Raw genomic sequence first — 13,147 nt, 5'->3', positions numbered from 1 at the left:
TTTTTACTCCGTGCGGTAAGGTTTTAAGCTTTCAGGACAAAGCACTTCCAGAATTTCAGAAACTTCTTTTCCTGTGTTCTCGCCAATCAAAATCTGGGTATTCCTCGCTTGGGCACGGGTAATGTCACGTATGGCGCATGCTGCTGTAAAGTCAATTGCCTGAGTCATCGATAAATCAATACTGCGATGCTCACCAGCTTTCCAGCGCCGCATATGAGACCCAATGTTCAAAAAGTGAAGTCTGCCGCTAAAAACACCTTTGTTTGGAGTTTTCTGCTTTGGTGCGAGGAGCAAACCGGTTAGCGAGACAATGACCGCTGCCAGAAAGGCAACCGTGACGGCTAATTTTGACCATGGGCCGATCGCCATCAATACTGCAATACTTACCGCAAGTAAAAAAATCCAAAGTCCGTTCACCAGTGCCTTACGTGCTTTCGATGCACCAAGTGCTGTACGCCATAACAGTACAGATTTTTCATCCAGCATTTCGACCGAGACGACCACTAAAGTCCCGGCGATAACTGCTTTTGGTAAATAATCGAGTAACGGCCATTGCAATCCGATCAGGAAGAAAATCAGCAATAGCAGAAAAGCAGAATGAGAAATAGCGGGTATTTTGCTGTCTGCCGGTTTGAGCTCAGAGATTGTTCTGCTTCGGGATAATGAGATAGAGATAGGCAACAAACCGAGTGTCCCGAATACAGTATTGCCCCATGCATTGGCTAGCAATTCGTTCCGCACCATCGCATCGGGTTGACCTTCATCGCTCGCAAGCGAAGAAGCCGCAGAAAGCGTATCGATCAGACACAGCAATGCAAGAATCGCACTGCCTGAAAATAATGTCAGGATCACTTGGATATCCGATAAAAACGCCAGTTTTTGCCACGGCCACCGCCAGAACCCCAATAGTGCGTTAGCAATTTCACCGCCATGTATCTGGCTGACGGTGCTACACAAAGCGGGGGTTGGTGCGTAGTTTCGCCAGGCAAAGTAGACCAGAGAGCCGATCACGATACTGATAAATAAGCGACTCCGGTATAGCATTGTTCCGGGTTGCAGCCTGTATTTGATGCCAAAGGAAATGGCAATCACCGTGGATGCTACTGCCAGTGCTGGCCAGGCAACGCTCTCTGAGCATTGATTCATACCAGAAATTTGTCCGGAAATCGTCGTCGTTGCAACGATAAAAGCCAGTGCAGACAAGGCAGGGATCGACATGAAAGAGCGCAGTCGATCCGTCCAGTTCATGTAGCCAATAACGAGGAGTATGACCCCTGAGAAAGTGACGCAGAGAGATGCAACGATAAACGCAGACATGGCGCCACCTACTTTGATGGCTGGCAACGTCAAGGCGTACTCGAGAATCATGGCGTAGCAAACAACGGACAGGAATCGTGGCCCTGTGAGTGGATTTCGACGTGCTGAAAACAAAATGACTAACAGCGTACCGATTGCTGCGGTCATGAGTGCCGTCACTGAACCGGTATTAAATGCCTTATTCGCGATAGCACCTTGCCCGAGATATTCACCGACATAAATCAGCGCAGCCAGTCCTCCGATCGCGCAATCGGCAATTACTTGTGACATACCCTTATTCTTGTTCATTCCTGACGCTCCGATGATCCACAGAGCGGGTTAATCCGGATATCGATTGCCAGCGACCCAAATGCTTGACGAGTTTCCGGCAGTGTCAGTCCGGGTATTTCCATTTCAAAGGCACCACGGCTATTGGGTCCATTCACAATTGTGGCGTTAAAGTTCAGCGCCCATTGCTGCACATCTTGCATGCTGGTACTGGCCGAGAAGACGACTTCGTACTGTCCACAAACAGCGCTGGCCGTACCGCGGCTACTTTGACTCAGCTGCTGCTTACCTATCGACGCAGATAAGTTATACATTGCCAGGAGCAATCCAAGCTGAATCATCATCAGAATCAGTACCAAGGCTGACTTGCGACTGAGCCATGCAGCAATTAACTCGAGCACAGAATTTGATTCTTTATCATCTGAGAGCGACATTCAGCAACCTTTGTATTTTCTGATGGGTAATCAAATTGCTTAAAGATATTCAGTATTTCAATTATTCAATGAACCATAAAATTACTATTTTTATAATGCAAGTATTTCTCGCTATGTCTTTCTCTACAAGGACCAATTTGAGGAATAACGCCAGGTTTTTGTCTCAGCTGTGATATATAGAAAAATAGGAGGAAGCGTATGCATTCCCCCTATTCAGACTAATTCAACCAATCATTAAAATACGAGAATTTACTTTTAGCAAATTCACACTAATTGTGTTACCTGTCGGGCAGACAATGCTTGCATCAAATCTTCTTTGGTAATACGAATCGGATTATTGACCGGATCAATTGCCTCACTGGATTTCATAGCACGTGTTGTCGCACTGTTAGCAGCACCATCGACAAGATTACGTAAATCCCGGCCAGAATAACCTTCGGTTTGTGCGGCAAGATCCAGTACGATTACATCAATATCCGCACTTACTGGTTTATTACGGAGAAGATTTTTAAGGATAGCCTGCCGTGCTTGCAGCTCTGGTAAAGGAATTGCAATTTTTTGAAGAAAGCGTGAAAGGATTGCACTATCTAAAAACTCCGGATGATTTGTCGCACCAAGCACAAATACTTGTCCGGCCTGACTCTTAATACCATCCATTTCCTGCAAAAACTGTCCAACGATCTCTTCGGTTGTCGCTTCGTTGTCCGAGCCTGTGCGCTGTCCTGCAAGTATCTCCATTTCATCAATAAATAAAATACAGGGGGACATTTTACGTGCCTTCTCAAACATGTCGCGTACAGCAGCACCGGAATGTCCGATGTATTTCTGACGTAATTCTGCTGTCGTCGGTGCAAAGAAAGACAAGCCTGATTGAGAAGCCAGTACACGGGCCAATTGTGTTTTACCAGTGCCCGGAGGGCCATACAGTAATGCACTGCGCGGAGCGTCAATGCCGGAACTGCGTAATGCCTCAGCATTTTTCAGCATCTTACCAAGAGTGACGAACTGATCCTTGACACTGTCAGGCAGTACAATATCCTCCCAACTCAAATCAGCTACTTTCACAACTTCTTGCGCCTCGTCCAGTTGACTGGTCATATCGGCTAACTGCAGCACGACGGGATTTGCCTCATCGATTAATTCGCCCGTTGTCAGTGCACGCGTTGTCGCCCGGCTTCCGGCCCCCTTAACCAGCGTGTTCAAGTCCCGTCCTGACTTTCCTTCTGTTAGTAAGGCGATTTGATGAGCCCCGTGTTCCAGATCGAAGTCGATCGGCTTATTCTTAAGGATAATTTTAAGGATTGCTGTTCGGGTTGCGAGGTCTGGCAGAGGTAACTCTAATTTGGGCTCAAGACGTGAAGCCACAGCTGAGTCCAGTAAGGCAGGATGATTGGTTGCTGCAAGAACAAAGACCATACCATTCTGACTCTTAATGCCGTCCATTTCTTGTAGCAACTGGCCAATAATTTCAGTCGAAACAGAGTTAGCCTGATCGCCCGAGCGTGACGGCGCAAGAATTTCAATTTCGTCAATAAATAAAATGCAAGGCGATTGCGAGCGGGCACGTTCAAACAAGTTCTTAACAGCAATGCCTGATTCACCAAGGTTGCTTTTACGAATTTCAGCTGTCGAGGCTGCGATATAGCCTAACCCGGATTCACCTGCCAGTACTTTAGCCAGTTGAGTTTTACCAGTCCCGGGCGGTCCCCATAATAATGCGCCCGAAGGAACATCAATTCCGGATTTTTTCAGCGCCTCATGACTCTTTAACATTTTACCGAGGTTGATAAATTGGTTTTTGATGTTCTCGGGTAAGACAATGTCGTCCCAGGTCTGATCAAGTACGTCCGTAGAACTCTTACCTCGTACAAGGCGAATTTCTTTGAGTATTTCCGCCTCGGTAGGGTCATTGCGACCAGTAAGATCTGCGGCTAAAGAGACGACAAGTGTTTCTAAATCACGTCCGGCAAAACCAGTTGTGTCTCTGATGACTTTACTCAGATCATCAGGAACAATTAACTTTGCTTTTTTCATTTCGTTTCGCAAGATTTTTTCGCGGCAACGTTTATCAGGCAGCCCAATTTCAATGCGGGTTGTGAAACGGCTCATGACTGCAGAATCAATATTTTCGTGAAGATTCGTGGCACCAATAACGAGGATCTTAGTCTTGCTGTCACTTGCAATGCCACCCCATTGCACCAGGAATTCTTTCAGCATTTCGGTGTCAAAATTGACGTTGCCCGTAGCATTACTGCTTGAGCGTGACTTGAATACACCTTCACATTCATCAACAAATAAAATAGCTGGTTGATGTTTTCTCAGTTCTGAGAAAATTGCCTGTACTTTTGGTCCTGTATGACCCTGATACTGTCCTTTCAGATCACTTTCGCTGATCTTCTGGAAAAATAAATTCCCCGTTTTAGCTAATACATTTGCGATACTGGTTTTACCAGTTCCCGGAGGACCATACAGCAAAATGCCTTTTGGGCTGACATCAGATTCGCTGGTAAATAGCTCAATCAGCTTGATTAATTTGTTGCTGGTTTCGTCTGGTAAAGCGATTTGCGACCAGGCTTTTGCAAGTTCAAGATCTTTCTCATACTGAATTTTACAGATCGCATACGCGTCTTTGACGGATTTAAACTCTATAAATCCATCCGCCAGCGTATTCATCACTGGACGGATAGATTCGAGCTTGGCTGCAATTAAACGATTAAATTCCGGATATTTATTTAGAGAAGCATCGCCAGAAACGATTAATTCATGAGCATTATGCTTGTAGCCTAATTTCAGTCGCTGCTGACTTTTTTCTGAGCTTGCTGTAAGCAGAATATGTACAGCACCAGGCCCGTTAAGCATTGTGGGAACGAGATCATTCACGAAAGGGGGGTAGTACCCAACGCAATTACCATCGGCAGTTGGATACAAAGCGAGGGCGTCCGGTGTTGCTTTACCAGTAGTAGCATTTCCTGATATCTGTACTTCAGCCTTAGCTAAGGTCTGGTCTAAATGTGCGAATGAAGCTTTCAGAGCTGCTCGAGCAGCCAAACGCCGACTTTGCCGGACCAATAAGAAATATGGTGCGATAAAAAATACTATTCCTTTGAAACTGGTCAGGAGATGGTAAATATAGACGGGGAAAAGCCCGAGATTAGTGAATATCCCAAAAGAATACAAAAAGAGCAAAAAATATGCGTAAGCAGCATATTGCGCACCATTGAATGCGGTATTCAGGCCAGTCAGTTTCAGAGCGCTACCCCAGCGTTCTTCACTGAGTCGCTTTTTAAACATAGCATCTTTACTTTGCTGAATGGCCGGAGCCATGCCTTCTTTCACAGCATTCAGAGCAACCTCAGCCTCAGCTTGAATCGCGTTAAGTCTGTTGCGCACCTCTTCAACTTTTTGCGCGGCAACTTCAAGCGAAGCCGCACTTTTCTTTACCCGCTCCCGGATTGGTTGAGGAATTTCATCATCCCAGTCGGTCATATTTTTCTCCAAGTTTCGAAAATTCACACGTTAGTTTTGTGTTTTTGGTTTATATAGATCGGCTAGGATCTGAAATTGGTTCGATTTTTTAATGAAAGAAATGATTGCTTCATTTGCAAAAAAATTCGCAGCATAAAAAATTCAACAACCAATCTTTGTGGTAGAGATTAATTGTAAAAATAAGTAATTTTTCTAGCTCTAATTTTAATGTACTGACGGAGCAATGGGGAAAGTAACGACAACAATAGGGTTGTTCTTACATGAAAGTGACAGGAAATTTTCCGGATTATAAAATCTGAGTTGCGGTAACAACTAATCGGGAAGCAAACTAAGTGCTTCCCGATATATTGAAGTTTCAGAAAATTACATTATTTACAAGCAACCCTTGGCGCTTTAATCTTTGCCAACAAACTCTGGACCTGCGAGAGTTTGCAGGCCTATATGTAATAGATACACGCCGGTACGATGTACAAAAATTTCCATCTGCTTCGGAAAACTCAAAAACCTGCGCTGAGCCGCGACTCGGGAAATACACTGGCAAAAGACAGCTGTCATCTTTCACACTGAGGCTCAGTACGTCAGTCAGTCGGGATGTGCATGTCAGCGAGTATCCGCAGCGGCACGTATCAGGTACGCGCCGATGCGGAAAGTTCAGGCGACTTGCGGTTGCTGATCGTGGCGGGCGCTGTTCAGGGCGATGATGGCGTTGCGCAGCAGGCAGTCGGCTTTATGGATATTCGTTTTTCTCACCTTGGCCGAGGCGTTGTGCAGCATCTTATTGCACAGGGTTTGTACCAGCGTATTCAGGCCGGACAAGGCCATCAGTTCTTCCGGTGTGTGCTGGCTTAAAAAGTGCTGTTGCTGCTGCTCCTCGTTGCCGAAAGGCGGCAGGCAGGCTGCGACCGAGTAGAAGGCCGGTTTGGCGGCAATCGTCAGCATACCGTGATAGTGCTCGCCGAATTGCTGGCGCATCATGGTGTCGAGTGACTGCACGCGGTGCTGGATTTTCGGCGATTCCAGACGTTTCTTCCATTGCGCCAGCGTATTCGCCTGCCAGTTCACGATCAGGCGGATTTCGGTCTGGTCGTTCAGGTGTCTGCGCAGTTTTTCCAGTGCGGCCGGCGTCGGCATGATCGCATCATTGACTACATAAAACACTGCGTGCGCCTGCCTTAAAGCTTGCAGATTCTGAATCGCCGCCAGTTGAGAAGGCAGGCCGGTACCACCGAGATCGGTAATACGGAAGCGTCCCCAGCGGGTGGCGAAATGGTAAAACTGCGGCTGCGTGGTTTGCGGTTTGCCGCCATCGCCGATGATATTGCCGTCGCAGATTTTTTTCAGCGCGTCGCGTTTGCGGGTGAATTGCGCCAGCACGATTTCCGTGACGGCTGACTGATCATGCAATGCCGGTAACTGCTCGCGCATCTTGATGATGCGGCGGCGTTCGGTCACACGTTCATTTTTCCAGCGCTTCGCCATCTCCAGCAATTGCTGTTTTTCCGGCGGCGGACGCAGGCGGTAGCGCAGTTTGTTCCAGATTGCAGCATTGTCCAGCTTTTGCGCCAGTTTCTGACGCAGAGCCTGACGCTGCTCAGTCGCGTTCAGTTCTGCGACCTTCGCCTGATGTTCCACCACACCCAGCTCGGTCTGAAATGCCATCAGTTCCTGCCGCGTCGCATTCCGGGCGCGCAAGGCTTTCTGATAGCCGGCCAGCGTCAGTGTGCTGGCCTGACTGCTTGCCACAAAGGCCTGACGTTCTTCCTGTTTCGCCGCTTCTGCCAGAACAATGCGTAATGCTTCGATAATGCTGGATTTTCCGCAACCAACGTCACCGTAAAACGCAATCGTGAATTCCGCCCATTCTGCATTGGTCTTCAGCGCATTCAGTTCCGCCAGAAATCCCTGACGTATTTGCTTCAGCGCAAGAGGATCATGTTCCGTACAGGCAGCAAGACGCTTGTCAAACTCACTCTGTACCAGAGGATAAATTTTTGTCAGGTTGAAATGACGCCGCATAAAATCGGCGTGGTTGATTCCTGTATCGACACCGGAAGATGCGGAAGGAAGGGATGAATCAGGTGGAGTGGATGCGGGCACGATAAACAATAACTGGCTGAAATACTAACTGCTTTATTCATTCTAGCATTATTAGCAGCCAAATATATGTGAACTTTCGCTAAGTGGCGGGTAAGTGGTTTGCAATTTTATATGCATAGCAAAAACATTGCAAAAAGACAATGAAAAAGGCATTTACCTCACTGTAAATGCCTTTTGCGTCTTCGCTCAATCGCATCATGAAGGTAATTCGTAAATCAACGCGACTGGCAATCCTCCCTCGGAGCTAAACTGGGTTCGAACGCGAACCCAGTTTTCTGCGATTCATCTTCTCGGTGGATAAGTATTCTGCAACGTCCGCCTGCCCGCTCAAAATCCGGGTAATACGACATGCCCGCCACGGGAATAAAACTGATGTATGCACTGCAAGAACGTCTGTCATCAGTGTACGATCCTTCGACAGTGATTCGTTTTCCTGCGGGAATTAGGCCATAGCCGTTATCAGCTACTTTAGGAAAACTGAAACTGCCATTGTGACAAAATCGTTTTTGAAAACTGCCACCCATCGCCATCCCGCGGAGATTCAATTTTGCAGTCGCCTCATCTTGTGCAGGCGTATATGTCGCGGTACAAGCGGTAAGACAAAAAACAGTGAAAGTTAACAAGATAGAGTTAAGTATTCTCATTATTTACTCCCTTTAACTTTCTGGCCGAGATCTTGCAAAATTTTTTCAGCGTTGAAGTATCCGGACTGGTCATTTTCAGATAACAAGATATAAACCTCTGATTCAGACATGAGCAGGTGCGACCAAACAACAGGCTCATACTCTTTTTTGTCACGAATAGCATCCATCAAATTGTTATACATAGCGAAATACGGCTTGTTTTTGCTTTTGGCTATTTCTGCGCATCTGACCATCATGGAGTCGCTAATGTTATTTTTTGCGAATGGCGTAGACATATAATAGACTTTATGGAGTTTTCCGATTCCATCCATATCTACAAATCCCCCCCCTACTATCGGATTCGTGCCCATCGCACCGTACTGCGCACAACCACTCACTGCAGCCGTCAATAGTATGATTCCTGCAAGTTTCTTAGCCACGTAAATCCTTTCGACTGTTACCCAATAAGAAAATAGTCAAATATTTTAAGTTAAATTTAAAAAAGAGGCTGCCCGCAGGCAGCCCAAAAACAGAGTATTTGGATTTACAACAAGTGTTAGCTCTCTCCGATAACATCTCCTTTCATTGGCTGATTGCAGGTTTTGAAAACCGCGGGTTGGTGAGGAAGCCCTGATCTGTCAGGGTTTTGAGGAAGGCGACCAGATCGGCCTTGTCTTGTTCAGTGAGGTTGATCTGGTTCACCAGACCGCTTTTATACGGGTTAACACGGCCATCTCCGGCGTATAAACCACTGCGGATAACGCGACCACCGGCAGCGTAGAAATCCAGCACTTCTTCCAGCGTCGCCACTGAACCATCATGCATATACGGCGCAGTCACAGCGACATTGCGCAAGCTAGGTGCGCGGAATGCACCCATGTCTTTGGGATTGGTAGTTGCTTCGAACAAGCCGCGATTCGGGAAAGGGAAACCGCCTTTGCCGTCGATGTTATATAAGCCGGTATTGTGGAACGGTGTGTCCACCTGACTCAGGCCGACGTAGCGCACCTGATCATTGAAGTTAAAGCTGCCGTGACAATGGAAGCATTCTGCTTTTTCACCCATAAACAGATTCAAACCGCGCAGTTCGGATTCGCTGAGTGTGGTTTGCTTGCGCAGATACTGGTCGTAACGCGAATCTGCGGAAATCAGGCCGCGTTCAAACGTGGCGATGGCGGCGATGATATTGCCAAAGCTGACCGGTGCGGCATCGGTCGGAAAGGCTTTGCGGAACAAGCCATACATCGCCGTGTCATTCTGCAGACGGGCCAGCACGGTTGCTTTGTTGCTGTCGTTAATCCCCATTTCCACCGGATGTTCGCCGAACATCGGTACTTCCATCTGACGTTCCAGATCAATCATGACCGGGTTCGCCCAGGTCAGTGTGGCGTGATACACCACATTGGCCAGCCCTTGCGCATTACGCGGATGTTCTTCGCCGGTGGAGCCCAATGCCGTTATCCGGCCATCGGTAAATGCCTTGTCCTGATGATGACAGCTGGCACAGGACTGCGTGCCGTTGCCGGATAAACGTGTGTCATAGAACAGCGCACGGCCCAGCTGAAACTTATCTTCTGTATACGGATTGGAAGCGGGTACCACTGCCACCGGAAAGCCATCCACCGCAGGCAAGCCGGTACTGCCGTGATGATGGCCGTTGCCGGAAGGATTGCCGCCCTCACCACCTGCGCTGCAGGCTGCCAACATCACAGCCGCAGCACAGACGGCGATCCGCTGTTGCATCAGTAAACAGATCGCGCTGACCATTATTTTGCTCTCGCGATAAAGACAGACTGGATACCGGCCGTCGCTGGCGCACCGGTGTTCAGATCAATTTTCATGTTGGAGAAAATACCCTGGCATTCGGTATCCGTTTTGCCCGACATACAGCCCGGTGCACCAGCCGTATCGGAGCTCAGATCGACATTGTTGTACATTGCATTCAGATCCAGCGTGATTTTCTGGGTATCCGGATTAAAGCTGTTCAGACGTACCAGCATGCGGTTTGCATTGGTGCAGGCATAAGTGCCTTTAGTCGCATCGGATGTGCAGCCGGTTGCGCCCAGATGGGTGTACCACGATGCTTGTGTAGAACTGGTTACGGTTGGCGGATTGGTGGTGTTATTGGTGCGCGTTACGATAACGCCGCCAACCGGATTGACTTCCAGCAGCATAAATTTACGACCGGAAGTCCAGCTCCAGGCCATAGACTGCACATTCAGTGGTTTCGGTGCGCTTGCGTAGTCGGTGTGATTCAGGGATTCCGGCACGCCGATTTCATACTGAATACCGACATAATTACCTGCCGGAACGGTACCGGTGATCACGGCATTGCTTGCCTGTGCTTTACCACCGCATGCGGTACTGCTGCCATCGTTGAAATTGATCAGTGCAACTTTGTCATACTGCCAGTCGTTGCTGGCGAGTGTAACAGGCGTCAGATTGCCTGCAGCATCCACGAAATTAATATTGCTCACGTAAAAGGAAGCGTTTTGTAAATCCACGGTACTGGATTTGCTGCCCAGTCCGGTGATCGGGGTGCCGCACTTTGCTGCAACGCCATTTGCAATCATGTCAAAGCTGATGGACACACTGCGCGGACCGCCCGGTGCTGCCGGTGTACTGTCACTGCCGCCACCGCAGGCTGCCAGTACTGCTACGGAAATCAGAGATAAAGAAACTGCGCGGGATATTGCTTTCATACCTATTCCTTAACAAAAAAATCAATTCAGAAATTCAGAAACGGGTTTGCGCACCGAGTGCGAATGCATAACGTGCTGTCAATTGCTGACCATTGACGTACTGATACAGCGGTAATTGCACAAAGCCGTACACACGGGTTTGCGGTGCGACGCTGACACTGATGCCGGGACTCAGAAATGCACTGCGTCCGCCGGAAGCTTCCGGTTCTGCCTGCGCGCCGGCATCACGTCCACGCTGCTGCAGATTCAGTTGCAGCAAGCCGGTGATACGCGACGTCAGTGGCCGTGATAAGCCCAGATCCAGTCCGGTCTGGCGACCGGCTTTGAAACCATCCACGGTGTTCAGCGGCAGATCGGCATTCAGCTGAACAAACCAGCTCAGTTGCAGCGGCGCGATAAACTGGCGGTAATAAGCAGACAGCAGCAAGCCTGTGCCGCCGCTGCCGGGTTGCAGCGCACGTTCAGCCAGCGTGCCGGTGCTGTTGCGTACGCCGGTACGTCCGCTCGGCAGCTTCAGGCCGGCATGCAGCCCGCCGACACCCAGCGTTTCGTCGCTGTCATGCAGATTGGTCTGATAGCGCAGGCTGACTTTGGCATCACCGAACTGACGGTAATGCCAGCTGGCCGGTGCGCTGTCTTCAATGTGCCGGTGTTCCCGGTCAATAAATGGCAGGGTGACTGAGGCCGACCAGTGTTCATCCCAGCCGTAATCCAGCGTGCTGACCCAGCGCCGTGTCAGCGATTCGGTTTCGCGGTGGCTTGGGTCCAGCGCGCTGGCAAGCACCGCATCCGTGCCGCTGCGCAAGCGGTTTTGTAAGAGTTGCTCATAGCGGAAATCAGCACGCCAGCCTTTTTCCTGCCACGCGCCCTGCATGCCCCAGTCGGTATTCACCAGACAAAAACTGGCGCCGCAGGATGCCTGCGCCTGCGTGGCGTACGCCGCTGTGAACGTGACGGCGGCCAGTGCCAGCCATCGTGGTAATCGCATCGTCATCGCCGGCCTCAGTGCTGATGTTGCGCAGTCGGCATCGCACGCACGGTAGCGCGGACTTCCAGCGTTTCGGTTTTACCGTCAGCGTTTTCAAAACGCAGCTTCAGCGGTACGGTTTCGCCTTCTTTCAGCGCCGCCTTTAAACCCATCAGCATGATGTGGTAGCCGCCCGGCCGCAGCGCTACGGCTTTACCCGGCTGCAGATCGAGCTTGCCGATTTCGCGCATTTTCATGACCTTATCCTGCATGCTCATTTCATGAATTTCGCAACTGCCTGCCACCGGCGAACTGACCGCCACCAGACGGGTAGCCGTCGCTGACTGCAATTGCATGAATGCCCCGCTGGCTTTTTGCGCGGCAACCGTGGCACGCACCCACGGATCACTGACCTGCACTTCGGCGCGCGCAGCAGAAACAGTACACAGTAAGCTCAGAGCAAGCGCCATGGCGCCTGCCCCGCGAAGTGGCAAAGCAAACATACATCACCTCAAAAAATGAAATGGTTGAAAAAATTGAAGAAAACAACAGGGATGAAGCGATCAGACAGACCGCTGTTTGCATGGCATATCCGCACCAACGGTGCAGACACTCAGCAAGCGGCTGAAGATCAGCGACAGCAGAACGCTGTCAGGGAAGATCAGAGCGGAGGTGCTCTGGAAAGCGGAACCGCCCACTGGAACAGTGGCGAGGCGGCGTGATAAAACAGATCCGGCCAGCTTTCGCCGAGGCGCGGCAACAGCAGCACACAACGGTCGGCGGCGAGCAGCGCTGGCGGCGCAGCAGCAGTCTGGCAGAACGGGCAAGGTGAAGCATGGGCATCGGGTGCGGTTTCTGTTGACACAGACTTCTGCACCTGAACGGCGACGCTGCTGAACGCCGTATCCGGTTTGCGTGCGGCATCATCGCTGGTTTTTGATGCAAGGCTGATCACACGGCTGCCACCGCTACCGCAAATCACTTGCGTGACGCTGGCAATCGCCGCCATGCGCTGACTTTGCGCATGCATCAGCGCAAACCCCAGCGACGGCAGACACGCCTGCAGCATGATCGCAAAGGCGATCATGGCAGCGAGCCAGCGTTGTCGGTGTAAGGCATGCATTTGCATGGTCAGTGCATCTCTCCGTGATTCAGACTAAACGAACGACGACAAATTTTTTGCGCGGTGGTCTCCCGAATACTGCGTGTTCTGTGCAGAACTCCGCATTCAGGCATTTTCAGACCTGCCCTGCA

General features: G+C 49.8%; 10 protein-coding genes. All 10 read right to left on the bottom strand.

The window, feature by feature from the left end:
* Nucleotides 1–3: 3 nt before the first annotated feature.
* The 10 genes from IE092_RS04635 to IE092_RS04590 all read right to left on the bottom strand — a co-directional run bounded on the left by IE092_RS04635 (nt 4) and on the right by IE092_RS04590 (nt 13,022).
* Nucleotides 4–1,605, bottom strand: coding sequence for a SulP family inorganic anion transporter (locus IE092_RS04635; protein ID WP_189355867.1), 1,602 nt, complete (start codon nt 1,603–1,605; stop codon nt 4–6).
* Nucleotides 1,602–2,018, bottom strand: a complete 417-nt coding sequence (locus tag IE092_RS04630; RefSeq protein ID WP_189355866.1) for a hypothetical protein — start codon at nt 2,016–2,018, stop codon at nt 1,602–1,604. Before IE092_RS04630 ends, IE092_RS04635 begins: the two co-directional genes overlap by 4 nt.
* Nucleotides 2,019–2,282: 264 nt before the next feature.
* Entirely contained in the window at nt 2,283–5,504 is a 3,222-nt protein-coding gene (locus tag IE092_RS04625; RefSeq protein ID WP_189355865.1) for an AAA family ATPase, read from the bottom strand.
* Nucleotides 5,505–6,155: 651 nt separating this feature from the next.
* A complete protein-coding gene (locus IE092_RS04620) occupies nt 6,156–7,520 on the bottom strand; it encodes an AAA family ATPase (RefSeq protein ID WP_189355864.1) in 1,365 nt (454 codons plus the stop codon).
* A 724-nt stretch (nt 7,521–8,244) separates the two neighbouring features.
* Nucleotides 8,245–8,664: a hypothetical protein gene (locus tag IE092_RS04615; protein WP_189355863.1), complete on the bottom strand. Its 420-nt coding sequence runs from the start codon at nt 8,662–8,664 to the stop codon at nt 8,245–8,247.
* A 142-nt stretch (nt 8,665–8,806) separates the two neighbouring features.
* Nucleotides 8,807–9,931 carry a methanobactin export MATE transporter MbnM gene (locus IE092_RS04610; RefSeq protein ID WP_229793040.1) on the bottom strand — a complete coding sequence of 375 codons (1,125 nt, stop codon included), beginning with the start codon at nt 9,929–9,931 and terminating at the stop codon, nt 8,807–8,809.
* Between the two features lie 59 nt (nt 9,932–9,990).
* Nucleotides 9,991–10,926, bottom strand: coding sequence for an MbnP family copper-binding protein (locus IE092_RS04605; protein ID WP_189355862.1), 936 nt, complete (start codon nt 10,924–10,926; stop codon nt 9,991–9,993).
* A 34-nt stretch (nt 10,927–10,960) separates the two neighbouring features.
* Nucleotides 10,961–11,914 (bottom strand): hypothetical protein, encoded by a 954-nt coding sequence (locus IE092_RS04600; protein ID WP_189355861.1) that lies wholly within the window; start codon nt 11,912–11,914, stop codon nt 10,961–10,963.
* A 14-nt stretch (nt 11,915–11,928) separates the two neighbouring features.
* A complete protein-coding gene (locus IE092_RS04595) occupies nt 11,929–12,396 on the bottom strand; it encodes a copper chaperone PCu(A)C (protein WP_189355860.1) in 468 nt (155 codons plus the stop codon).
* Nucleotides 12,397–12,554: 158 nt separating this feature from the next.
* Nucleotides 12,555–13,022: a DUF2946 family protein gene (locus IE092_RS04590; RefSeq protein ID WP_189355859.1), complete on the bottom strand. Its 468-nt coding sequence runs from the start codon at nt 13,020–13,022 to the stop codon at nt 12,555–12,557.
* Between the last annotated feature and the right edge of the window lie 125 nt (nt 13,023–13,147).

This window comes from Cognatundibacterium squillarum, assembly GCF_014652435.1.
GTDB lineage: Bacteria > Pseudomonadota > Gammaproteobacteria > Burkholderiales > Burkholderiaceae_D > Undibacterium > Undibacterium squillarum.
Note: the sequence above shows the minus strand (reverse complement) of the source record. Positions and strands in the feature narration are given on the sequence as shown.

Bases quoted from the DNA above. Each gene is read 5' to 3' on its own strand.
- IE092_RS04635 (WP_189355867.1), bottom strand. From the start codon at position 1,605: ATGAACAAGAATAAGGGTATGTCACAAGTAATTGCCGATTGCGCGATC.
- IE092_RS04630 (WP_189355866.1), bottom strand. From the start codon at position 2,018: ATGTCGCTCTCAGATGATAAAGAATCAAATTCTGTGCTCGAGTTAATT.
- IE092_RS04625 (WP_189355865.1), bottom strand. From the start codon at position 5,504: ATGACCGACTGGGATGATGAAATTCCTCAACCAATCCGGGAGCGGGTA.
- IE092_RS04620 (WP_189355864.1), bottom strand. From the start codon at position 7,520: ATGCGGCGTCATTTCAACCTGACAAAAATTTATCCTCTGGTACAGAGT.
- IE092_RS04610 (WP_229793040.1), bottom strand. From the start codon at position 9,931: ATGTTGGCAGCCTGCAGCGCAGGTGGTGAGGGCGGCAATCCTTCCGGC.
- IE092_RS04605 (WP_189355862.1), bottom strand. From the start codon at position 10,926: ATGAAAGCAATATCCCGCGCAGTTTCTTTATCTCTGATTTCCGTAGCA.
- IE092_RS04600 (WP_189355861.1), bottom strand. From the start codon at position 11,914: ATGCGATTACCACGATGGCTGGCACTGGCCGCCGTCACGTTCACAGCG.
- IE092_RS04595 (WP_189355860.1), bottom strand. From the start codon at position 12,396: ATGTTTGCTTTGCCACTTCGCGGGGCAGGCGCCATGGCGCTTGCTCTG.
- IE092_RS04590 (WP_189355859.1), bottom strand. From the start codon at position 13,022: ATGCAAATGCATGCCTTACACCGACAACGCTGGCTCGCTGCCATGATC.